The organism is Roseateles sp. P5_E1 (assembly GCF_054049335.1).
Map to the genome: position 1 here is coordinate 1 of NZ_JBFUMN010000011.1, position 22830 is coordinate 22830.

Consider the following 22830-nt stretch of genomic DNA (forward strand, 5'->3'; position numbering starts at 1 on the left):
TGTGCGGTTCAGGGCCTCTTCTTTGGTGACTTTCTTCTGGCCCCGCAGAAGAAAGTTACCCGGCCGCCGGGACGGACTCCCGGCAATGCATCGAGGAGGCGCATTCCCGCCAAAGCAATCACTCAGGCCAGGATCTCCTTGATCACATCCCCGAACACGGTGGTCGCCTTCTCCGCCCGCCCTTGATGCGCAAACACCAGCTTCTTGTGGTTCAGCCCCAGCTGATGCAGCAGCGTCGCCTGCAGGTCATACGTATCGATCACCCCGGTCTCCGCCCGCAGCCCGATCTCATCGGTGCCGCCATACGTCCCCGGCTTGATGCCGCCCCCCGCGATCCACTGCGTGTAGCCCCAGGGGTTGTGATCCCGCCCGTTGCCTGACTGCCCATACGGCGTGCGCCCGAACTCCGACGCCCAGACCACCAGCGTCGTCTCCAGCAGCCCCCGCGCCTTCAGGTCGGCCAGCAGGGCGCCGACCGGCTGGTCCACCTGCTTGCACATGACGGCGTGGTTCTTCTCGAGGTTGTTGTGGGCGTCCCAGCTGTCCACGCTGTTGTCCGGCGCGCCCGAGATGACGTGGATGAAGCGCACGCCGCGCTCCACCAGGCGGCGGGCGCGCAGCAGGGCCGTGCCGTACTCGTCGGTCTCCTTGGTGCCGATGCCGTAGGCCGTCTTCGTGGCCGCGGTTTCCTTGGCCAGGTCGACGGCCTCCGGCGCCGAGACCTGCATGCGGTAGGCCAGGTCATAGCTCTTGGCGCGGGCGATCAACTCGGTGTCGCCGGGGTAGCGCTCGGCGTGCTCGCCATTCAGGGCGCGCAGCAGGTCGAGCTGGGCGCGCTGCTCCTTTTCCGTGATGCCGTCCGGCCGGGCAAGGTGCAGGATGGGCGAGTCGCCCTTGCGGAAGGGCGTTCCCTGCAGGGCGGCGGGCAGGAAACCGCTGCTCCAGATGACGGCGCCGCGGCCGCCGCCGGCTGAGCCCACGCCCGTGGGCAGCACGACGAAGGCGGGCAGGTCGGGGTTGGCCGAACCCAGGCCGTACTGCACCCACGAGCCCAGGGCCGGGCGGCCCGGTACCAGGCCGGCGGTGTGCAGCTTCAGTGACGCGATGACGTGGGTGCTGCCCTCGGTCTTGCTGCCCTTCAGGAAGGCGATGTCGTCGGCCTGCTTGGCGATGTGGGGCAGCAGGTCCGACACCCAGGCACCGCTTTCGCCATGCTGCTTCCAGGTGCGCTTGCTGGCGTAAAGGTTGCCCACGCCGCCGTCGGTGGCCGTCTTCAGGTCCTTGCCGAAGCTGTCGGGCAGCGGTGTGCCGGCCAGCTTGATCAGTTCGGGCTTGTGGTCGAACAGGTCCAGCGTGCTGGGCGCGCCGGCCATGTGCAGCCAGATGACGGCCTTGGCCTTGGCCGGGTGGTGGGGCTGGCGCGGCAGCGTCGGGTCGAGGAGTTCGCTGGCGAAGGCGGATGAGATGCCGCCGAAGCTGCCCGCGCCGAAAGCGGCGAAGGTGGCGGCACCGGCGTGGCCGAGGAAGTGACGGCGGGAATGATCGTGAGAGTGGCTCATGGGCTGACCTCTTTAGAAGCGATAGGTGAATTCGTTGGTGTTGACCAGCGTGTGGACCAGGTCGACGAAGGCGGCGGCGCGGGCCTTGCTGGCGCCCTTGGTGGGGCTTGTTGGCGCGGCTGCGACCACGGTCGTGGCGCCGCCGTCATCCGCCGACTCATCGCCGCCATCGCCCTTCTTGCGCTTGGCAGCCTGCTGATCCAGATAAGTCAGGAAGGCGGTGCGCTCGTAGCGGTCGGGCTCGCGCTTGTAGGCCGCCTTGTAGAAGCCGTCGATCTGTCTGGCGAGCTTGGGGTCGACGCCCCAGCCCTCGGGCAGATGCGGCTTCTTGACCTCGCCGGCCTGGGCCGTCTGCAAGGTCTCCTGAGCGTTCAGGAAGGCGACCAGCTTCGTCTTCTCCGCGGCCGTGGGCTTGCGCGAGAACAGGATCTCGTAGACGCGGTCRATCTGCGCGGACTCACCTGCAGGCGCCTCCTGGATGACACGGCCGGCCAGAGCCTGGCTCCAGCCCAGCACGAGGTCGCTGTTGACCAGGGCCAGGGCCTGTGGCGCCGTCGTCGTCACGTCGCGCTTGAAGTGAGGGGACTGTGGGTTGGCCCAGTCGAAGGTCTCCAGCAGCGGATAGGGCGAGTTGCGCAGCACGAAGACGTAGAGGCTGCGGCGGTTGTGGTCGCGCGGGTCCTCGGACGTCTGCCAGCGGTTGCGCTGGCCGCCGATGTCGAAGTTGGGCGGAATGGGCGGGTAGACCGACGGGCCGCCGCGCTTCTCCTCCAGCAGGCCGGAGGCGGCCAGCAGCGAGTCGCGCAATTGCTCGGCCTCCAGGCGTTGGCGCGGGAAGGCCCACAGCAGCTTGTTGTCCGGGTCCTGCTTGACCTCACGAGCCTGGCTGGCCTGCCGGTAGGTGCTGGACAGCAGGATCTGCTTGTGCAGCGTCTTCACGCTCCAGCCTTGCTTGACGAAGTCGGCCGAAAGCTTGTCGAGCAGCTCGGGGTGGGTGGGCTTGGTGCCGGTCTTGCCGAAGTCGGCGCTGGTCTCGACGATGCCGCGGCCGAAGAACTGGGCCCATTGGCGGTTGACGAAGACGCGGGCGGTGAGGCCGTTGTCGGGGCTGACCAGCCAGTTGGCCAGGGCCGTGCGGCGGCCCGACGACGTGGCCGTCGGCGCAATCTTCAGCGAGGCGTCGGTCAACAGGGCGGGCAGGCCGGGCTGCACCTCCTGCAGCGGTCGGTCGTAGATGCCCTTGAAGAGGACCTTGGTGGGCGGTGCGTCGTTGCCCAGCTCGACGATGGTGGAGACATTGCCCGGATCCTTGGGCTTGAGGGCGTCGAACTTCTTCAGCTGCGCCGTCAGCACCTCGTACTTGGCGTAGGCCTCCTTGTCCTTGGTCTTGAGCTGGTTCTCGGCGTTGCGCGTGCGGCCCGACAGGGTCCACAGGTTGCGGTGGTAGATCCAGCGGTCGTAGGCATTGCGCTCCGATGCCGGCTTGTTGATGGACTCGCGCGTGGCCGGCACGAAGCCCGACAGGCGATCGGTCTCGAGCTTCTCGATGATGGGCTTGAGCAGCGCGTTGCGCTGTTCGCGGATGTCCTTGGTCGCGTCTTCCCACTTGGCCAGCTGGGCGTCGTAGTCGGCCTTGGCCTTGCCCGTCAGCGGCGAGACATCGTCCTTCCAGCTGGTGTTGGCGAAAAAGGCCTGGAACTCGTAGTACTCCTTCTGAGTGATCTTCTCGGTCTTGTGGTCGTGGCACTGGGCGCAGCCCAGCGTCGTGCCCAGGAAGACGGCCGAGACCGTGTCGGTCAGGTCGTTGGCGACTTCCTGCTTCTTCAGGTTCAGGTCGCGGGCGTTGATCTCGTCGGGCAGGTTGCGCAGGAAGCCGGTGGCGATCAGGGCCTCGGTGCGCTCGGGCCAGAGTTCGTCGCCAGCGATCTGTTCCTTGACGAAGCGGTCGAAGGGCTTGTCGGCGTTGAAGGCGTTGACGACGTAGTCGCGGTAGCGCCAGATGTTGGGACGCGTGCCGTCGGTGTTGTAGCCATCGCTGTCGGCATAGCGGCTCAGGTCCAGCCAGCGGCGCGCCTGGCGCTCGCCGTAGCGCGGCGAGGCCAGCAGGCGCTCGACGAGCTTTTCATGCGCCTTGGGCGACTTGTCGCCCACGAAGGCGTTGACCTCCTCGGGCGTGGGCAGGATGCCCCAGGCGTCGAGCGTGGCGCGGCGGATATAGGCGTGGCGGTCGGCCTCGGGCGAGGGGGCGATGCCTTGCGCCTCGAGCTTGGCCAGCACGAAGGCGTCCAGCGGCTGGCGCACCCAGGCCTTGGCCTTGGTGGCCGGCGTGGCGACTTGCGTGTTCAGTAGCGTGTAGGACCAGGGGCGCTCGCTGCCCTTGGTGAAGCCGCCGGGCGGCGCGTAGTCCTCGGCGGGGCTGAGGGTGGCAACGCCGGCCAGCAGGGCGGCGAGAGCAAGAGGGGCGATCCGGAACTTGGGCACGTAGGTCTCCCGGGGAAATGGCAAAGACGGAACTGAAGGGGTCAGCGCAATAAACGCGCCAGCGAAAACGGCGCGAATCGGGCCAAAAGAAGGGCAGATTTGCGGTGGCGCCAACAGCGCTGTTGAAACACTGTTGGCGGATCGACAGCGCTTACAACCTGGCCATGAACTGGATGCCCACGCTGCGCGGGATGGCCGGCGTGTAGCTGGTGCTGCTGATGGAGCGCACCGTGTCGTCGTTGAACAGGTTCTTGACGATCAGGCTGACGTTGAAGCTCTTGTTGCGCGTGCCGAAGCCGATGCCGGCGTCCACCGTCGTGCTCTTGGGCACGATGGAATAGGCCGAGAGGCTGACGTCCGAGTAGTAGGACGAAGAGAAGGCCACGTTGCCGGTGTAGTTGATCTCCTTGTCGCCCCAGACCGGCTGGCGGTAGTCCACGCCGATGTTGCCGGTGTACTTGGCCGCGCCCGCCAGCGGCCGGCCGCTGATGTCGGTATAGGGCGCGGAGCCGGGGTAGGCGTCCTCGATGCGCTGGGCGGCGTTCGGGAAGGACTTGTACTTGGCGTCGTTGTAAGCGGCCGAGAAGCGCACCGTCAGGTCGCGGATGCCGCCGTAGACGCCGTCGATCTCCAGGCCCTTGACCTCGACCTTGGGCGCGTTGCCGGTGGCGCTGGTGTAGTAGCGGGTGCCGTCGTTGGTCTGCGTCGTCGTGTAGACGTCCAGCACGCGCACGCTCTGCTGGTAGTTCTTGATGCGGGTCTGGAAGACGTCGGCGTTCAGGATCAGCGTCTTGTTGAACAGCGCCGACTTGAAACCCAGCTCGAAGCTGTCGGTCTTCTCGGGTTCGACGGGCGAGGACACGCCGTTGACGAACTGCGCGATGCCAGCCTTCTCGCCGTGTTGCAGCGAGGCATAGCCGGTCAGGTCGCGGTTGAACTTGTAGCTCGGGCTCAGCACCCAGGCCGGTTGCGTCTTCTTGAAGGGCTCGGCCTCGGTGGTGGGGAAGAGCACGCCGATGTTGGCCTGGCGGATTGCCTTGGCATCGGCGACCTGGCGGCGTTGCGCGGCGCTCAGGGCAGCGTAGGTCGGCACGTTGAAGTACTTGGCCGCCGTGGCGTTGGCCAGCGCGATCTGCTCGGCCGTGTTGCCGGCGGCGAGGTCGCCCGTCGCGTTGGTGGCGAAGCCGCCCAGGGCGACGCCGTTGACGCTGACCGGGTTCAGCTCGGGCGCGCTGCCGTCGCTGGTGATGCGGCTGGTGCCGGTGTTGCGGCGGTCCTCGCGCGTCAGGCGGGCGCCGGTGGTCAGCGTCAACGCCTCGCTGAGGTGCCAGTTGGCCTGGGCAAAGATGGCCGCGCTCTTGTTGCGGATGTCCTGCACGCCGGTCGGGCTGTTGTAGGAGGCCTTCACATTGGCCAGGCTGTTGCGCAGCAGGTCGCGGCCGGCGGCGTCGGCGTCCAGTCGGGCGTACTGCGCGTTGTTGGCGAACCAGGCGCCGGCGTCGTTGCCCCACCAGCGGCGGTAGTCAGCGGTGTTGTCCACCTTGATGAAGTACAGGCCCGCCTGGTAGTCGACGAAGCCACCGGGCGCGGACGTCAGGCGCAGCTCCTGCGTGGCCTGGCGGTAGTCGTTCCAGAAACCGCCGGCATTGCGATAAACGTCGAAAGGCGTCGCGTCGTCGTTCACCGCGTCGAAGTGATAGCTCTTGTAGGCGGTGATCGACGTCAGCGTGTGGCTGCCGAGCTGCCAGTTCAGGTCGGCCGTGGCGCCCGAGCTGCCGGTCACCAGCGGGCGCACCGAGTCGGTGGTCAGGAGGTTCTGGTAGTCGGCGAGGGAATAGCCGGTGTTGTCCTTGAACCAGCGGCGGCCCAGGCGCTGCTCGTTGGTCACCGTCGTGATGGGGGCGCCGTTGGAGTAGGTCGTCGGCGGGTTGATGACGGGGAAGCTGCGGCCGTTGGTCGTCTCGCCGGCGCGCGGCTGCAGGTCGAAGGCGAAGCGGGCCTTGAAGTCCGGCGAGGGCGTGACGAGGAACTGCACGCGGCCGGAGATGCGGTCGGTGTTGGTGTAGCTGACATCGCGGTTGTAGGCGTTTTTGATGTCGCCGGCGCCCTTGTTGGCGGAGAAGGTGCCGCGCCAGGCCAGCAGGCCGTCGACGATGGGGCCGCCGATGGCGGCGGTGGCGAACAGGCCGTCGCGCTGGCGAAAGCCCAGTGTGAAATCGGCCGTTGGCGTGAAGCTGGGGCGCTTGGTGGTGAAGATGATGTTGCCGACGCTGGCGTTCTTGCCCAGCAGCGTGCCCTGCGGGCCGCGCGTGACCTCGACGGTGTCGATGTCGACGAAGTCGAAGCTCGACGTCAGCGCGTTGTAGGCATAGGAAACGCCATCCACGATGATGCCCACGCTCGGGTCCTGGGCCTCGGTCTGGCCGATCTTGCCGATGCCGCGGATGGAGATGCTGCTGGTGCGCTGGTTGCCGAGGTTCCAGCTGACGTTGGCGGCGCGCTTGGTGATGTCGTCGATGCCCACGGAACCCAGGCGGTCCAGCTCGGCGCCCTGGATGACGGAGATGGACAGCGGCACGTCCTGCAGCTTCTCGATGCGGTTGCGGCTGCGCACGGTGACGGCGCCGAGGGCCTGGGTGTTGTCCTCGGCCGGCGCGGGCGCGGCGGCTTCCTGGGCGAGGGCACTGCCAGCAGCGAGGGCGGCGATCAGCGCGGTCAGTGGATGCGGGCGAAAGCGATGTTGGGTCGTCATGGAATGGAGTGATCGATAGGGCGGGGTCGGTCACTTCATTGCAGGGAGCGTGCCCAATACGCTGGGCGTCTAAGCAATTGCGCTTCGCGTTGGCAGGCGGCGTTTTGGCGGTTTTCATGGCCCCCGTTGCGAGTCGTGCGTGTGATCGCGCAGTGGGTGCTGTTGCTTGTTGAACAGCAGGTCAGCAAATCGTGCGGCCTGGAACACAGCCACAGAGGCACAGAGGCACAGAGAAATTCATGCCTGTCCTCTGTGTCTCCGTGTCTCTGTGGCTTGTTTGCGTTCTGGCACGGAAGCTGCGCTGTGGGCGAGGTCTGCCACTCCTTTGACCTCATCATGAAAACACTGCACGCACTGGCCGTTGGCGCTCTGCTTAGCCTGACCGCCGTCGCTCACGCCCAGACGGCCGCTTCAGCGCCGGCCGCAGCCGCCGAATGGAAATACAAGACCCCGCGGCTGAAGGCGGCCGAGGTCGATGCCCTGCTGGCCCAGCCGGACAAGCTGCTGGTGCTGGACCTGCGCCGCCCCGACGAGCTGATCAAGTACGGCAGCTTCCCGGCCTTCCTCAACATCCAGAACAAGGATCTCGAAAAGCACCTGGCCTATCTGCCCAGGGATCGCGCCATCCTGACCGTGTCCAACCACGCCGTGCGTGCCGGCCGTGCCGGCGACCTGCTGGCCGAGAAGGGCTATCGGGTTGCGGGTGCGACCGGCAGCGAGGACTACGAGCAGGAAGGCGGCAAGGCCGTCGCCCATATCCAGCCACCGGCGCCACGCGCACAGGCGGCTGCCGGAAGCACCGATGTCGCCGCAGCTCGCCAGCCCTGAAGGCGCGGGCGAGGTTCCGGTCTGGGACCTGCCGCTGCGCGTCTTTCACTGGGCCTTGGTGGGCCTGGTGTCGGCGGCCATAGCGACGGGTCTCGCCGGTGGCGCCTGGATGAGCTGGCATGCCCGTGCCGGCCAGGCCATTGCGGCCCTGCTGGTGTTTCGCCTCGGCTGGGGGCTGTGGGGCACGCGCTATGCACGCTTCGCGCAGTTCTGGCCCGCGCCCACGCGCCTGTGGGCCTATCTGCGCGGGCGCTGGCAGGGCCTGGGCCACAACCCATTGGGCGCGCTGTCCGTCTTCGCCGTGCTGGCCCTGCTGTTCACGCAGGTGCTGACCGGCCTGTTCGGCAATGACGAGATCGGCTTCGCCGGGCCTTGGTCGAGTTGGATCGAGGAAGACCTGAGCCTGAAGCTGACCGGCTGGCACAAGCTCGCAGCCAAGCTGCTCTATGCCTGGCTGGGCCTGCACCTGGCGGCCATTGCCATCCATGTCTTCATTTGCCGCCAGCCCCTGCTGCGCGCGATGTGGCGGGGCCATCAGCCCGGCGCTCCGGCGGCCGCGGCCGAGCGGTCACGGCTGGGCTGGGTGCTGCTAAGCCTTGGCCTGGCGGCGGCGGCCTGGAGCCTGCTGTGGGCGTCGGGGCGTTTCTAAGCCAGCGCACCGCTCAGCACCGCCTGCAGCAGAAGGTGGTGGTTGCGGGCCACCGCCTCGGCCGGCAGTGGGTGGGTGGGCGGGGCGAGCGGCATCGGCAGCGCCGCATCGCCACTGAGATCCTGCCAGGTCATCAGCGCCGCCAGCATCTGCAGCGGGTGGCCCGGCGAGGCGATGCCGTTGAAGACCGGCACGCCGGCGTCGCGGTCGAGCTGGCGCAGGTCGGCCTCGGCCACGCCCTGGCATTCGATGGCGTCATAGAGCTGGCCGAGCAGTCCGGCCATGTCGCGCGGGTCGCGGCGGTCGGCCGGGCCGGGGCTGGTCGCGCGAACGCGCGCCACCTGCGCGCCGAGCTCGGTGGCGGCGAGGAGAAAGGCCTCGGCTTCGAGGCTGGCGTGGTCGTCGCTGAGCAACGCCAGGTTCTTGCCGCGCAGTGGCGCACCCGGGCCGGTGCCGCGCTTGAACTGCCGAGCCCGGCCGATCAGCGTCAGCAGGTCGTCGCGCGTCAGCCCTTCCAGTGACCAGAGAGATTTGTGTTTGAGCATGGCATTGGGTGCATGTCCGGCAAGGCTAGGCGGTACAGCGCGGACCGGGCCTGACGCAGATCAAGTACGCACGGCTGTTTACCAACGGTTTACCGAGCGTTACCCAGTGATGTGCGCCATTGCTCGGCAGTTGTTGGCCGGTTTCTACGCTGCTGTCCATTGCCACACGCCGCCCAGGACACCCCGAAATGCTGACCGCCACGATGACTCCCGCCGCCGCCCATCCCACCTTGCGCGCGCCGGCCGCCGCGCCCCAACGCATTGCCGACACGCTGCAGGGTCTGCAGGCCCACGTGGACATCAGCCGCCGCGTCCTGCACGCCGGCGACCGCGTCTACCGCACGGGCGACGCGTTCGCCAGCCTGCATGTCATCAACTCGGGCTTCTTCAAGACCCTCAACCTCGCCGCGGATGGCCGCGAGCAGGTCGTTGGCCTGCACTTCAAGGGTGATTGGCTCGGCTTCGACGGCATTGCGACCGGCCGCTACGGTTGCGACGCCATCGCGCTGGACACCGGCGAGGTGTGGAGCGTGCGCTACGACGCGCTGCTCGCTGCCTGCGCCCGCCATGCACCGCTGCTCGGCCTGTTGCATTCGGCCATGAGCCGCGAGATCAGCCGCGACCGCGACTCCCTGCTGTCGTTGTGCACGCTGTCGGCCGATGCCCGCGTGGCCGACTTCCTTCGCTACTGGGCCGACGCCATGGCCCAGTGCGGCCTGCGCAGCGACCAGATCACCCTGCGCATGACGCGCGCCGAGATCGGCAACTACCTGGGCATGACGGTGGAGACGGTCAGCCGCGCGCTGACCAGGCTGGCTCGCGAGCAACTGATCGCCTTCACCGAACGTGGCCGCCGCGATATCTGCATCCCCGACGTGGCGGCGCTGGGTGCCTACGTGCAACGCGGCGTCGCCCGGACGCTGCTGCAGTGACTCAGCGCGCCGCGCGAACCAGGGGAGTGGCAAGCGCCCGGTGGCGCAGTAAGGTCGCCGTCATCGAAGACACCCGGACGGAGCTTCCGCATGACATTGGCGTTGAAACTGCAATCGCGTTCCCTGGTGATGGTGGCCGCACTGCTCACGGCGGGCGTGGCCCAGGCGGCCTCGCAGGCCCCGGTGGCAGCCGAGAACGGCATGGTGGTCACGGCCCAGCACCTGGCCACCCGCATCGGCGTGGACGTGCTGAAGGACGGCGGCAACGCGGTGGATGCGGCCGTGGCGGTGGGGTATGCGCTGGCGGTGGTCTACCCCGCGGCGGGCAACCTTGGCGGCGGCGGCTTCATGACCGTGCAGCTGGCCGATGGCCGCAAGACCTTCCTGGACTTCCGCGAGAAGGCACCGCTGGCTGCCACGGCCAATATGTACCTCGACAAGGACGGCAACGTCATCAAGGGCCTGAGCACGCTGGGCCATTTGGCGGTGGGCGTGCCGGGCAGCGTGTCGGGGCTGGAGTACGCACTGGGCAAGTACGGCACGATGAAGCGCGCCGCGGTCATCGCGCCGGCCATCCATTACGCGGAGCTGGGCTTCGTGCTCGACCAGGGCGACATCGACATGCTGCACGCCGCCACCGACGATTTCCGCAAGGACCCGGCCACCGCGGCCATCTTCCTGAACAAGGGCGAGCCTTTCCAGGTCGGCCAGAAGCTGGTGCAAAAGGACCTGGCCACCACGCTCAAGGCCATTCGAGACAAGGGCGAGGCGGGCTTTTACAAAGGCCCTGTGGCCGCCGCCATCGTCGCCTCCAGCCAGGCGGGCAAGGGCATCCTGAGCGCCGCCGACCTCGACCAGTACAAGACGCKCGAACTGCCGCCTGTGGAATGCAATTACCGGGGCTATCACGTCGTCTCAGCGCCRCCACCCAGTTCGGGCGGCGTCATCATCTGCGAGATCCTGAACATCCTGGAGGGCTACCCGCTCAAGGAACTGGGCTTTCGCTCCGCGCAGGCGGTGCACTACCAGATCGAGGCGATGCGCCACGCCTACGTGGACCGCAACAGTTACCTGGGCGACCCGGATTTCGTCAAGAACCCGCTGGACCGGTTGCTCAGCAAGGACTACGCGGCCCAGCTGCGCGCCGTCATCGCGCCGAACAAGGCCGGCGTCTCCAAGGACATCAAGCCCGGCGTGTCGCCGCACGAGGGCAGCAACACCACGCACTACTCCATCGTCGACAAGTGGGGCAATGCCGTGTCGGTGACCTACACCTTGAACGACTGGTTCGGTGCCCGAGTCACCGCGGCCGGGACCGGCGTGCTGCTGAACGACGAGATGGACGACTTCACCGCCAAGGTGGGCGTGCCCAACCTCTACGGCCTGGTGCAGGGCGAGGCCAACCGCATCGAGCCGGGCAAACGGCCGCTGTCGTCCATGAGCCCCACCGTCGTCACCAAGGACGGCAAGACGGTGATGGTGGTCGGCACGCCGGGCGGCAGCCGCATCATCACCGCGGTGCTGCACACGATGATCAACGTCATCGACTACGGCATGGACGTGCAGGAGGCGACGGACGCGCCGCGCTTCCACCAGCAGTGGCTGCCCGAAGCGACCAACGTCGAGGCCTTCGCGCTGTCGCCAGACACGCGCAAGATCCTCGAGGGCTGGGGCCAGAAGTTCGCCGACCCGCAACCCGCCAACCACCTCGCCAGCATCCTGGTTGGCGCGCCCAAGCTGGGCGGCAAGCCGGTGGGCAAGAACCGCTACTACGGGGCCAACGATCCGCGGCGCAATTCCGGGCTGGCGGCGGGCTACTGAAGGGCCCTCACCGGCCCGCCCGACCCGCCGATACTTCCGGCTCCAAGAAGCCGCCCAAGCCCAAGCGTTGAAGCCTGCCGACACCACCACCCCCGCGCCCGCGCCTCAGCGCTGGCGCTGGCTGGCGGTTCTGCTTTTCGTGGTGCTGCTCTGGGGCGTCGTCGAGGTCACCGGCCTGCGCCAGCAGATCAGCCTGCAGGCCGTGCGCGAGGGTTTCGCCCAGCACCGGCTCTGGGGCTTTGCAGCCTTCACGGCGATGTTCGTGCTGGCCAACCTGGCACACATTCCCGGCGCCTTCTTCCTCGCCGCGGCGGTGCTGGCCCTTGGGCCGGCGTGGGGCGCGTTGACGACCTATGTCGCGGCCTGCATCGCCTGCACGGTGACGTTTGTCGTCGTGCGCGCCCTGGGTGCCGACGCGCTGCGTGAGCTGGACAACCGGCTGGCGCGCCGCCTGTTCGCGAAGCTGGACGCCCATCCCGTGCGCAGTGTCGTGCTGCTGCGCACGGTCTTCCACTCGGTGCCGGCGCTGAACTACACGCTGGCGCTGTCCGGCGTGCGGCTGCGCGACTATGTCATCGGCACGCTGCTGGGCCTGCCCCTGCCCATCCTGGTCATCACGACGCTGTTCGACACGCTCGCCGTCTGGATGGGGTGGGCCGCGCATTGACCCCGGCCTGGCAGGGCCTCGCGGCGCTGGCGATGATGGAGTGATGACCTCGTCCACCTCCCGCCAGCTCTGGCTGCTGGCCCTGGCCAATTTCGCCATCGGCATGGGCGCCTTCGTGGTCGTCGGCGTGCTGTCGCCGGTGGCGCTGGCCTTCGGCGTCGACCGGGCGCAAGCCGGTGCGCTGATGAGCGTCTATGCCGGCACCTATGCGGTCGCCTCGCCGCTGCTGGTGGCGGCCACTGGGAGGCTGGACCGAAGGCGGCTGATGTCCATCGGCCTGGCATTGTTTGCGCTGGGTGCCGTGATGGCCGCGCTGGCGCCCAGCTTTGCGCTGCTGCTGGCGGCACGCGCCGTGATGGCCCTGGGCGGCGGCCTGGTCACGCCGGTGGCCGCCTCGGTCGGCGTCGCGTTGGCCGGGCCGGGCCAGCAGGGCCGGGCCCTGGCTATCGTCTTCGGCGGGTTGACGCTGGCCCAGGTGCTGGGCATTCCGGCCGGCGCCTGGCTGGGCTATGCGCTGGGCTGGCAGGCGGCCTTTGTCGTCGTTGCCGTGCTGACCTTGCTGAGCCTCGCCGCTATGGTGGTGGCCCTGCCGGCCGGCATCGCGGTGCCGGTGGCCAGCCTGAAGAGCCTGGGCGCCGTGCTGCGCAGCGGCCGGCTGATGGGGGCAGTGGCCTTCACGGCACTCTTCATCGGCGCGCTCTATGTTTGCTACACCTTTGTGGCGCCGCTGCTGGAGTCCGTCTACGGTCTCAGCCGCGACGGCGTGACCGGCATGCTGCTGCTGTTCGGCCTGGGCGCCGTCGCCGGCAATGCGATGGGCGGCCGACTGACCGACCGCATCGGGTCGCGCCGCACGCTGGTGCTGCTGTGCCTGGCACAGTGCCTGCTGATGCCGGCGCTGACCCTGCCGACCTGGCCGCTGGCGGTGATGGGGGCGCTGGTCTTCACCTGGAGCGTGTTCGGCTGGAGCTTCATGGTGCCGCAGCAGGCGCGGCTGGCGGCGCTGGACCCAGCCCAGCTGCCGGTGCTGTTCGCGTTGAACGCCTCGGCCATTTATGTCGGTGCGACGCTGGGCGCCAGCGTGGGCGGCATGGTGCTGAAGGGGCTCGGCCTGCATGCGCTGGGCCTGTTTGGCGCCGCGCTGGCCCTGCTTGGTCTGGCGTCTTTGGCATTCCGTCGCTGACCTTGGACAGGGGCCGACGAGCACCGGATACTGGCTGTTCCACAAGGAGACACTCCCTATGAAGACCTGGCTGATCGCCACTCTCGCCACTTCCGCCATGTTTGCTGCTGCGGGCGCACAAGCTCACGACGCCGACCCGCTGAAGGCCGCCGTTGCCGCCGACAACCGCTTGGTGGGCAATGTCGCCCGCGATGCACAACGTCACCCCTACGAAACGCTGAGCTTCTTCGGCATCAAGCCGACCGACACCGTCGTCGAACTCGCCCCGGGCGGTGGTTGGTTCACCGAGATCCTTGCCCCCTATCTGCGCGAAGGAGGTCAGCTCTATGCGGCCGACGGCGGCAGCGCGCGCTTCAAGGCCAAGATGGATTCGATGGGCGTCTACGGCAAGGTCAAGATCACGGCCTTCGACCCGGCCAAGGGCGTGTTTGACATCGCCCCGGCCGGCAGCGCCGATGCGGTGCTGACCTTCCGCAATGTGCACAACTGGATGAACGGTGGCACGGCCCAGGCCGTCTTCGACGCCGCTTTCAAGGCGCTGAAGCCTGGCGGCACATTGGGGGTCGAGGAGCACCGGCTGCCGGTCTCGCGCACCCAGGACCCCAAGGCCCCGAGCGGCTATGTGCAGGAGGCCACCGTCATCAAGTTCGCCGAGAACGCGGGTTTCAAGCTTGCCGGCAGAAGCGAGGTCAACGCCAACCCCAAGGACACGGCCGACCACCCCGACGGCGTCTGGACGCTGCCGCCGACCTATGCGCTGAAGGACAAGGATCGCTCGAAGTACCAGGCCATCGGCGAGAGTGACCGCATGACGCTGAAGTTCGTCAAGCCCTGAGAAGGCATTCGCACCTTCTTCGCCCGCGCCCACTCATGAGACATGCTGTGATCGGGTACGGCCGGCTGGCCAGGGCGCTGGTGCCGGCGTTCCGAGCGGCGGGCGAGGAGGTTGTCGTTGGTCGGCGCTCGCCGGGTGAAGGCGAGTTCGCAATGGCCGATGCCGCCCAGGCGGCCGACTGGGTCTGGCTGACAGTCCCCGACGATCAGATCGCCACGACCGCCGCCGCCTTGCCGTGGCGCGCCGGCCAACTGGGCCTGCATTGCAGTGGCGCGACGCCGCTGGCCGCGCTGGGCCCGGCGCCGGCCGCGGCAGGCTTTCACCCATTGAAACTGCTGGCCGGTGATGCCGGCCTCGCCGGCGTGCATGTCGGTATCGAGGCGGATGCAGCACACCGGCCTGCGCTGGAAGCACTCGCTCACGTGCTGGGCCTGGTGCCACTGGCGTTGCCGTCGCCGATGACGGCCCAGGCGCGGGCTGCCTATCACGCGGCGGCCAACCTGGCCGCCAGCGGCGTGCTGGCCGTGCTGGCCGAAGCCCAAACGCTGTGGGCGGCCGCTGGACTGGCGCGGGCCCAAGCCCTGCCGGCTCTGGTGCCGTTGACCCGTGGCGCGTTGGACACGGCCCTGGACCGTGGCCTGGCCGGTGCCGTCTCGGGGCCTGTCGCGCGCGGCGATACCGGCGTGCTGGGCCGCCATCTGCAGGCGCTGGCGTCTGCCGGGCTGGACGCCGACCTGCTGCTGGCCCTGGGCCGGCGCCAGCTCCTGCTGGCCGAGCAAGCCGGCCGCCTGGACGTGGCAACCGCCGCGGCTTTGCGCGCGCTGCTCGCGGCGCCCTGAATTGCAACCCGCGTGACAAAGGCCGCGTTCGGCAGCGCTTGACCATCTGCCGGGCAATTGCGCGCCGTAGAGGCGCTTCTAAACTGGTTGAAGCCCCGTCGCTGCTGCCGGGCCCATTCAGGGAGTTCCACATGTCCGACGCGTCCATCCAGGCCATGATCCGGGCCGACGCCGCCCAGATCCTGCATGACGTGGTCGACGAGTTGCCCGATGCGCGCGAGCGCCTGGCCTATGTGCGCAGCATGACGGAGCAGGCGGCCACCAAGGTGCTCAACCTGGTGGAAGCCGCCCAGGACGACGCCGAGGCCGTGCGCAAGAAGGGCCGCGAGCTGTCCGACGCGCTGAACCGGCTGGCCCTGTCCAGCAACATCAGCGCCGACCGTGCCCGTGCGCTGATGAAGCTGTGCGCCGCCTACGCCGCCGACGCCGCGAGCTTTGCCGCGCGCGAGAAGTCGCTGCACACCGAGATCATGATGTCGCAGGACTTCCAGGATCTCTCGGGCCAGGTCATCAACAAGGTCAGCAAGATGCTGGAGCGCGCCGAGCCGCCGCTGAAGGATCTTGTCCAGTCCCTGCCCGCGCCGGCCGCTGCCGCCGTGTCCGCCGAGCTCGGTGGCGTGCAGACGCCGGACAAGGCGCTCAAGCAGGACGATGTGGACGACCTACTCGCCAGCCTCGGCTTCTAGTTCCAGGACGCCGGGTCCAGCCGGTAATAGCCACTAAGCTCGCTGTACAGCGCCGGGTGGCCGGCAGCGAGCTCGATCGGCCGCTCGAAGAACAGCTCGCTGATCACCGCGAAGAATTCCGCCGGGTCGGTGGCGCCATAGGCGTCGATCAGTCCCGGCTCGCCGCGGGCCAGCCGCCAGCGCAGTGCATCGAACTCGTTCTGCATCACCGTCGACCAGCGCCGATAGGCCTCGGCTGACGGCAGGGCCGGCGCGCCATTGGCCGGGCCGCCCGCCTGGTCGAGCTGATGCGCGAACTCGTGGATGACGACGTTGTGCCCATCGCCCGGCGTGGCCGCACCACGCTTGACTTCATCCCAGGCCAGCAGCACCTGGCCCTGGCTCCAGCTCTCGCCTGCCAGCACGCGGCGCTGGTCTGACAGCACGCCACCCGATTCGGTCACCGGCCGGTCGACGACGAAGGCGCCGGGGTAGACCAGCACCTGGCGCAGCTCCGGGTAGACGCCGCGCGCTGCACCCAGCAGTGGCAGGCAGGCCAGGGCCGCGACGGTGACGCGAATCTCGTCCGTCACGCGCAGGCCACGGCAGCCGAGGATGGGTTTCTCGGCGAGGAAGACCTGCATCAACCCTTTCAGGCGCAGTTGCTGGCGCGCCGGCAGCCGGGACACCAGCGGCACATGGCGGCGCAGCAGGCGCCGCCACGACTGCGGGAAGGGGCGGCTGGCGATGCGCTCGCGGCGGCGGCGCACCCACAGCGGCCACATCGCGATACCGGCGGCGGCGAGCAGGACGAGGCAGAAGCAGATGAACAGCGGCATGCTGGGCAACTGGGCCCGGCCGCACGCTTTGCAAGCCCCCCAGYGCCTGGGGTATGCCCGGCTCGCTTAACCTGCGGCCATGGCCGAGCCCGAATTCCGTCTGCGCGCCTGGCAGGTGCTGCTGGGTGGCATCTGTGCGCTGGTGCTGACCATCGGCCTCGCGCGCTTCGCCTACACGCCGCTGTTGCCGCAGATGCAGGCCCAGGCGGGCCTGGGCGTCGCCGACGGCGGGCTGCTGGCGGCCATCAACTACGCGGGCTATATGAGCGGCGCGCTGCTGGCGGCCTGGATCGAGAGCCCGACCTGGCGCCAGCGCCTGTACAGCTGGGGCCTGCCGACGGCTTTGGTCATCACCGCGCTGATGGGTTGGAGCACGAGCTTCGGCGCCTGGGCGTTGTCGCGCTATGTCGGTGGCCTGTGCGGCGCGGCCGGCATGCTGCTGGGCTCGGGCCTGGTGCAGGGCTGGTTGATCCGGTCGGGGCACCGGCCCGAGCTGGGTATCTACTTCATCGGCCTGGGGCTGGGCATCGTCGTGTCGGCCCTGGGTGCGATGGGCATGACGCAGTGGAATCTGAACTGGGCCCTGCAATGGCAGGGCTATGCCTTGCTCGGCCTGGTCTTCCTGATCCCGGCCTGGGCCTGGCGCCCGCCGGTGCCGCCGCCGGCCGCGAAAGCCGCGTCCGATGCAGCACCCAGCCGGCGTTGGATGGCGCTGATGGTGGCGGCCTATTTCTGCGCGGGCTGGGGCTTCGTCGTCAACGCGACCTTCACTGTCGCCATCGTCGAGGCTCAGCGGCTGCTGGCCGGACAGGGGCCTTGGGCCTGGCTGCTGGTGGGCTTGTCGGCGACGCCGGCTGTGTTCGTCTGGGATCGCATTGCGCGCCGCACGGGCGACGTTGGCGCGCTGCTGATCGCTTTCGGCGTGCAGATCTTCGCCGTGTTGCTGCCGATATTGGCCAGCGGTCTGGTGGCCGCGTTGGCGGGCGCGCTGCTGTATGGCGCGACCTTCATCGGTATCGTCAGCCTGACGCTGGCTCTGGTTGGCCGGCATTCACCCGCCAATCCAGGCAAGGCGATGGCCCGGCTGACGCTGAGCTATGGCATGGCACAGATCAGCGCGCCTGCGCTGACCGGTCGGATGGTCGAGGCCGGCGGCGGCTTCGATGCCGCGCTGTGGCTGACGGCAGCCGTGATGGCGGCCGGCATGGCCTGCCTGGCCGCGCTGCTGCGGGAATCGCGCTGAGCCTTTGCCTCAGCTGCCCTTGCCGGGAGGGGCGGAGCGCTGGTTGCGCACGGCCTCGCTGACGGCCTGGGTGCTGCGCTGCGCCGCCTCGCGTTCAGCGGCGGTGGTGCAGCGCGTCTTGGGCAGCATGCTGCCGGTGGGTGAGTCGCGCTCGCAGATGGTGCCGTTGTCGGCCGCAGCCTGGGCGCCGCTTTGGGCGGGCGGTGTCGTCGAAGCGCAGGCGGCCAGTGCGAGCGGCAGCAGCGTCAGGAAGATTCGTTTCATGTCGAAAGTCGGTTCGGGTGAAGCGCCGCAGAATACCGCGGGCCAGACCTCCTGATTCCCTCGTGATCCCGTGACATCAAGGCCGCTGTCAGCGATGCCGGCAGCGGCAACCCGCTCAGCAGGTTCGGCACCGACCAACACGCCGTGCAGTACGAACACGAGATGGGCCGGCCCAGGGTGCAGCGCGACCGAGACGCGTTTCATCGCCGGGATGGACTGCTATCTGAAGCCGCAGCAACAGTCCGCCACGGAGTAACTCTGTGTGACGCCGTCATCCGCCACGGGCTCGTGGCGGTTAGTGGGGCACGGCCGCGTATTTCGTGGCCTGGAGATCCTCATGAAACGACTGGCCCTGGCCATTGCCCTGATTTCTACCGCCCTGCTGTCGGGCTGCATCATCGTGCCGGCCCGCCACGGCGGTTACCACAGGGACGGCTATTACCGGGATGGCGGCCACCAACGTGACGGCGGTTACTACCGCGGCAGCGTCTACGTTCAGCCTGGCTCGAGGTAACCGAATGGGCCGTCTCCCTGAGGCGGCCTGGAGATTCCGATGAAACGACTCACTCTGGCGTTCGCCCTGGCTTCATCTGCACTGCTGTCGGCCTGCGTGGTCGTGCCTGCCCACCGGGCCGGCTACTACGACGGTGGCTCGGCCATCGTGGTCGACGCGCCGCCTCCCGCACCCTATGCCGAGGTCGTGCCCGTCACGCCCTATACGGGCGCAGTCTGGGTCAATGGCTACTGGGGCTGGAACGGCGGCCGTCACCACTGGGTGCCCGGCTACTACGAGCGCCCGCGTGCCGGCTATCGCTATGAGCCTCACCGCTGGGAGAGCCGCGGTGGCCGCTGGCATTTGCGTGCCGGCGGCTGGATCAGGCTGTAGGGCCTGTCTCCCGGCGGCAATGGGACCCATTGCCGCCGGGCGACAGGCCCTAGACCCGTTCGATGATGGTGGCGATGCCCATTCCGCCGCCGACGCACAGCGTCACGGCGCCGGTCTGGAGATCGCGTCGCTCCAACTCATCGAGCAAGGTGCCCAGCAGCATGGCGCCGGTTGCGCCCAACGGGTGGCCGAGCGCAATTGAACCGCCGTTCACGTTGACGCGATCCAGGTCCAGGCCCAGATCGCGCGCCGTCTTCATCGGCACCGCGGCGAAGGCCTCGTTGATTTCCCACAGGTCGATATCGGACGCCTGCATGCCGGCCTGGCGCAGTGCCTTCTGACAGGCTGGTGTCGTGCCGGTCAACATGATGGTCGGCTCGCTGCCGACGACGGCGGCCGCACGGATGCGCGCGCGGGGCTTGACTCCCGCCGCTTCGCCGCCGGCCTTGGAGCCCACCAGCACCAGGGCTGCGCCATCAACGATGCCCGATGAATTGCCGGCATGGTGGCGGTGTTCGATCGCCGACGCCTGCGGGTATTTGCGCAATGCCAGGCCGTCGAACTTCGCGCCCAGCTTGATGAAGCTGGGGTTCAGCGCAGCCAGCGTGTCGATGGATGTCTGTGGGCGGATGGTTTCGTCCTCGGCCAGCAGCAGGGCGCCGGCTTCGTCATGCACCGGCACCAGCGCGCTCGCGAAGCGCCCTTCGGCACGCGCCGCGGTGGCACGATGGTGGGAGCGCGCCGCGTAGGCGTCGAGCTCATCGCGCGTGAAGCCCTCCAGCGTCGCGATCAGATCAGCGCTGATGCCCTGCGGCACGAAACCGATGGCGCTGACGACGCGCTCGTCCAGCATCCAGGCGCCGCCGTCGCTGCCCATGGGCACGCGGCTCATGCTCTCGACACCGCCGGCCACGACCAGGCGTTCGAAGCCGCTGGCCACCTTGGCCGCTGCGAGGTTGACGCTCTCCAGCCCCGAGGCGCAGAAGCGTGACTGCGTGACGCCGCCCACCGACTGCGCCCAGCCGGCGTCCAGCACGGCGATGCGGGCGATGTCGCCACCCTGCTCGGCGATGGGTGTCACGCAGCCAAGGATGACGTCGTCGACCAACGACGTGTCGAGCCGGGTGCGCTGCTGCAGGGCCTGCAGCACGCTGCGCACCAGCCAGATCGGCGTGGCCGCGTGCAGCGAACCGTCGGGCTTGCCCTTGCCGCGCGGCGTGCGGCAATGGCCGTAGAGATAGGCGTCGAACATGGGGGTCTCCAGGGGCCTCACATGGATCGCGAAGCCAGTTCCTTCATGATTTCATTGGTGCCACCGTAGATGCGCGTCACGCGGGCGTCGGCCCACAGTTCGGCAATCGGCGTCTCCAGCATGTAGCCATAGCCGCCGAAGAGCTGCAGGCAGGCGTCGGTCAGCCGCGAGGCGAGGTCGCTGCACCAGGCCTTCACCAGCGCCGCGCGGGCGGCGTCGAGCTCGCCTTTCAGATGGGCCGAGATGGCGGCATCGAGCAGCGCGCGGGCGGCGAGCACGTCGCTCTGCGCCTGGGCCAGCACGAAACGGGTGTTCTGGAAGTTCCAGATCGGCTGGCCGAAGGCCTCGCGCTGCTTGGCGTAGGCCACCGTGTCGTCCAGCGCGCGTTCCGTCATCGCGACGGCCTGGCAGGCGATGACGAGGCGTTCCTGCGGCAGTTCGCCCATCAACTGGCCAAAGGCCAGGCCCTCGCTTGACCCAAGCAGGTTGGCGGCCGGCACGCGCAGCTCATCAAAGAAAAGCTCGCTGGTGTCCTGGGCGTGCAGGCCGATCTTGTCCAGGCGACGGCGCGTCAGGCCCATCGTGCCGGCATCGATCTCCGCGACGACCAGTGACAAGCCCTTGGTACCCGGTGCGTCCCCGGTGCGGCAGACGATGACGATGAGGTCGGCGTTCTGTCCATTGGTGATGAAGGTCTTCTGCCCGTTGATGACGTAGTGGTCGCCCTTTTTGTCAGTGACGCGGCGTGCGCGGGTGCGGATGGCCTGCAGGTCAGAGCCCGTGCCCGGTTCCGTCATCGCGATGGCGCCAACGCGATTGCCGGTGGCCATCGCTGGCAGCCAGCGCGCCTTCTGCTCGTCATTGCCGTGGCGCAGCAGATAGGGCGCGACGATGGCCGAGTGCACGCTGCCGCCGAAGCCGCCCAGGTTGGCCCGCGCAGCCGCCATGACGATGACGGCCTCATGGCCGAAGTCGCCGCCGCTGCCGCCGAAGGCTTCCGGCATGGCCGCGCACAGCAGGCCCTGGGCACCGGCTTCGTGCCAGGTGTCGCGCTCCATCAGGCCCGCTGCGCGCCAGGCTGCGGCGCGCGGCACCCAGCGCTCGCTGAAGAAGCGCGCGGCGCTGTCCTGAAGCAGGTGGTGCTCCTCGGTCATCCAGTTCGAGGGGAAGAGCGGAAGACTCATGAAATGCCGACGGCTTCTTCCAGCGTCGCGATCTCTTCCTCCACATAGGCCGCCAGCCGGCCCAGGTTGGGCAGGGCGTCGGTTGCAATCAGGCCGAAGTAAAGAGTGCCGGCATAGCTGAACAACGTGATGTTGAGCAGATGGGTGGCCGGCAGTGTCGACATGGGGTGCATCTCCAGCAACGGTGCGCCCTTGATGTACAGGCGCTCGGCCGGCCCGGGCACGTTGGACACCAGCGTGTTGCCCATGGGCGTGACGACATCGGCCAGCTTGAGCATGCCGGCGATCTGGCCGAGCAGGCCGGTCAGGATGGTGTAGGTCTCGACCGCCTCGGGCGCGACGGCGTCGATCATCGTGCGCACATTGCGCAGCGAATAGCCGACATTGCGCAGCCGCACATAGGCGTCATCGGTGGGCGGCGACAGGTCGACCAGGATGATGCCGATCTTGTTGCCGCCGCTCTTTTCGCCTTCGCGGCGCAGGTTCACCGGCATCTGGATGGTGATGGGCCGGTCCAGCTCGATGCCCTCGTCGGCCAGGTAGCGATGCATGGCGCCGTCCAGGCAGGTCAGGGCCACGTGGTTGAGCGTGGCGCGCGACACCTTGCGGATGGCGTCGATGCGGGCCATGGGCACGGCGGTGGTGGCGAACTGGCGGCCTGGCGTGGCATTGCCGGTGAAGGGTGTACCGCGGCTGGCCATGAAGGGCAGGGCGATGGCGTTCTTGGTCAGCTTGATGGCTTCCAGCGCCAGCATGGCCGTGAGCCGGCCGATGCCGACGGCGCGCTTGCTGTTGGCGGTGAGCTGCTTCCAGACGGTGCCGGCGACGGCCTGATCCAGCCGCTTCTTGCGCGACAGGCCGCTGGCGCGGCGCGCGTGCGACAAGGTCCAGACCGGCGTGACCGTGTCGTCGTCGGGCGTCGCGCGCAGGGACTCGACGCCCCAGCGCGTCATCGTGATGCCGTCGGCCACGGCATGGTGCATCTTGTAGTAGATGGCGAATTGCTTGTCCCACAGGCCGGCGATGACATGCACCTCCCACAGCGGCCGGCTGCGGTCCAGCACCGGTTCGTGCAACTCCGCGGCAAAGGCATAGAGGGCCTCGCGGTCGTTCTGGCCGGCCTTGAGCTTGTGGAAGAAGACGTGTTGCGCCAGGTCGACCGATTCGGCCGTGCTCCAGCTCGGCATCAACGTCGGTGAGACGAAATTGATGACCTGGTCGAAGGGTGCCTGCACGTCGGTGTGCGTCAGGAACTCCTCATAGAGCTGCTTGGCGAAGTTGGCGCCGCCACCCTTGGGAATCTGGTGGATGTGCAGGCCCGCCACATGCTTGGGACTGGCCTCGCTTTCGGCAATGAAGAAGGCGAGGTCGAGCAGGGAGAGTCGGCTCATGATGTCTCGTGTCGT

The 22830-nt window shown here is 68.3% G+C and carries 21 protein-coding genes; 12 read left to right on the forward strand and 9 right to left on the reverse strand.

The features are described 5' to 3' along the window. Positions 1-122: 122 nt before the first annotated feature. The 3 genes from ACXJKJ_RS12120 to ACXJKJ_RS12130 form a co-directional block, all read right to left on the reverse strand. Positions 123-1559: a DUF1501 domain-containing protein gene (locus ACXJKJ_RS12120; protein ID WP_457390279.1), complete on the reverse strand. Its 1437-nt coding sequence runs from the start codon at positions 1557-1559 to the stop codon at positions 123-125. 12 nt (positions 1560-1571) lie between these two features. Further along, on the reverse strand, positions 1572-4040 hold the full coding sequence (locus ACXJKJ_RS12125; protein WP_457390280.1) for a DUF1549 and DUF1553 domain-containing protein: 2469 nt from the start codon (positions 4038-4040) through the stop codon (positions 1572-1574). Positions 4041-4191: 151 nt separating this feature from the next. Then, positions 4192-6792: a TonB-dependent receptor gene (locus ACXJKJ_RS12130; RefSeq protein ID WP_457390281.1), complete on the reverse strand. Its 2601-nt coding sequence runs from the start codon at positions 6790-6792 to the stop codon at positions 4192-4194. A gap of 336 nt (positions 6793-7128) precedes the next feature. Between ACXJKJ_RS12130 and ACXJKJ_RS12135 the strand changes: the two genes are divergently transcribed. Then, positions 7129-7620 (forward strand): rhodanese-like domain-containing protein, encoded by a 492-nt coding sequence (locus ACXJKJ_RS12135; protein ID WP_056193147.1) that lies wholly within the window; start codon positions 7129-7131, stop codon positions 7618-7620. Continuing rightward, the gene (locus ACXJKJ_RS12140; RefSeq protein ID WP_457390282.1) at positions 7595-8269 is read left to right on the forward strand and encodes a cytochrome b/b6 domain-containing protein; all 675 of its coding nucleotides are present in this window, start codon (positions 7595-7597) and stop codon (positions 8267-8269) included. The genes ACXJKJ_RS12135 and ACXJKJ_RS12140 overlap by 26 nt, the downstream gene beginning before the upstream one ends. On the opposite strand, the gene ACXJKJ_RS12145 is transcribed toward ACXJKJ_RS12140, so the two are convergent. Then, positions 8266-8814 (reverse strand): hypothetical protein, encoded by a 549-nt coding sequence (locus ACXJKJ_RS12145; RefSeq protein ID WP_457390283.1) that lies wholly within the window; start codon positions 8812-8814, stop codon positions 8266-8268. The two genes, ACXJKJ_RS12140 and ACXJKJ_RS12145, sit on opposite strands and share 4 nt — an antisense overlap. Before the next feature lie 188 nt (positions 8815-9002). On the opposite strand from ACXJKJ_RS12145, the gene ACXJKJ_RS12150 reads away from it, so the two are divergent. The 7 genes from ACXJKJ_RS12150 to ACXJKJ_RS12180 all read left to right on the forward strand — a co-directional run bounded on the left by ACXJKJ_RS12150 (position 9003) and on the right by ACXJKJ_RS12180 (position 15777). Further along, positions 9003-9746, forward strand: a complete 744-nt coding sequence (locus ACXJKJ_RS12150) for a Crp/Fnr family transcriptional regulator (RefSeq protein ID WP_056193065.1) — start codon at positions 9003-9005, stop codon at positions 9744-9746. 129 nt (positions 9747-9875) lie between these two features. Next, a complete protein-coding gene (ggt, locus tag ACXJKJ_RS12155; protein WP_457390350.1) occupies positions 9876-11567 on the forward strand; it encodes a gamma-glutamyltransferase in 1692 nt (563 codons plus the stop codon). 67 nt (positions 11568-11634) lie between these two features. After that, positions 11635-12234 (forward strand): TVP38/TMEM64 family protein, encoded by a 600-nt coding sequence (locus ACXJKJ_RS12160; RefSeq protein WP_082532430.1) that lies wholly within the window; start codon positions 11635-11637, stop codon positions 12232-12234. A gap of 43 nt (positions 12235-12277) precedes the next feature. Beyond that, a complete protein-coding gene (locus ACXJKJ_RS12165; RefSeq protein WP_457390284.1) occupies positions 12278-13417 on the forward strand; it encodes an MFS transporter in 1140 nt (379 codons plus the stop codon). A 58-nt stretch (positions 13418-13475) separates the two neighbouring features. Further along, entirely contained in the window at positions 13476-14252 is a 777-nt protein-coding gene (locus ACXJKJ_RS12170) for a class I SAM-dependent methyltransferase (protein WP_056193056.1), read from the forward strand. A gap of 35 nt (positions 14253-14287) precedes the next feature. Further along, positions 14288-15091 (forward strand): DUF2520 domain-containing protein, encoded by an 804-nt coding sequence (locus ACXJKJ_RS12175; protein ID WP_457390285.1) that lies wholly within the window; start codon positions 14288-14290, stop codon positions 15089-15091. A gap of 131 nt (positions 15092-15222) precedes the next feature. Then, entirely contained in the window at positions 15223-15777 is a 555-nt protein-coding gene (locus tag ACXJKJ_RS12180) for a protein phosphatase CheZ (protein ID WP_056193051.1), read from the forward strand. On the opposite strand, the gene ACXJKJ_RS12185 is transcribed toward ACXJKJ_RS12180, so the two are convergent. Beyond that, positions 15774-16595: a M90 family metallopeptidase gene (locus ACXJKJ_RS12185; RefSeq protein ID WP_056193048.1), complete on the reverse strand. Its 822-nt coding sequence runs from the start codon at positions 16593-16595 to the stop codon at positions 15774-15776. The two genes, ACXJKJ_RS12180 and ACXJKJ_RS12185, sit on opposite strands and share 4 nt — an antisense overlap. Positions 16596-16674: 79 nt before the next feature. Here ACXJKJ_RS12185 and ACXJKJ_RS12190 point away from each other — a divergent pair, with 79 nt between their 5' ends. Then, positions 16675-17838, forward strand: a complete 1164-nt coding sequence (locus ACXJKJ_RS12190; protein WP_457390286.1) for a YbfB/YjiJ family MFS transporter — start codon at positions 16675-16677, stop codon at positions 17836-17838. 9 nt (positions 17839-17847) lie between these two features. On the opposite strand, the gene ACXJKJ_RS12195 is transcribed toward ACXJKJ_RS12190, so the two are convergent. After that, on the reverse strand, positions 17848-18102 hold the full coding sequence (locus tag ACXJKJ_RS12195; protein WP_157281155.1) for a hypothetical protein: 255 nt from the start codon (positions 18100-18102) through the stop codon (positions 17848-17850). Positions 18103-18439: 337 nt separating this feature from the next. Here ACXJKJ_RS12195 and ACXJKJ_RS12200 point away from each other — a divergent pair, with 337 nt between their 5' ends. After that, positions 18440-18616, forward strand: coding sequence for a hypothetical protein (locus tag ACXJKJ_RS12200; protein WP_200955217.1), 177 nt, complete (start codon positions 18440-18442; stop codon positions 18614-18616). Between the two features lie 39 nt (positions 18617-18655). Beyond that, positions 18656-18988 (forward strand): YXWGXW repeat-containing protein, encoded by a 333-nt coding sequence (locus ACXJKJ_RS12205; protein WP_056193040.1) that lies wholly within the window; start codon positions 18656-18658, stop codon positions 18986-18988. A 49-nt stretch (positions 18989-19037) separates the two neighbouring features. On the opposite strand, the gene ACXJKJ_RS12210 is transcribed toward ACXJKJ_RS12205, so the two are convergent. The 3 genes from ACXJKJ_RS12210 to ACXJKJ_RS12220 are packed head-to-tail and all read right to left on the reverse strand — an operon-like array spanning position 19038 to position 22815. After that, complete coding sequence (locus ACXJKJ_RS12210) at positions 19038-20240, reverse strand: acetyl-CoA C-acetyltransferase (protein WP_457390287.1); 1203 nt, start codon at positions 20238-20240, stop codon at positions 19038-19040. A gap of 17 nt (positions 20241-20257) precedes the next feature. After that, positions 20258-21424: an acyl-CoA dehydrogenase family protein gene (locus ACXJKJ_RS12215; RefSeq protein ID WP_457390288.1), complete on the reverse strand. Its 1167-nt coding sequence runs from the start codon at positions 21422-21424 to the stop codon at positions 20258-20260. Next, positions 21421-22815, reverse strand: a complete 1395-nt coding sequence (locus ACXJKJ_RS12220) for a wax ester/triacylglycerol synthase domain-containing protein (RefSeq protein WP_457390289.1) — start codon at positions 22813-22815, stop codon at positions 21421-21423. The genes ACXJKJ_RS12215 and ACXJKJ_RS12220 overlap by 4 nt, the downstream gene beginning before the upstream one ends. Positions 22816-22830: the final 15 nt, after the last annotated feature.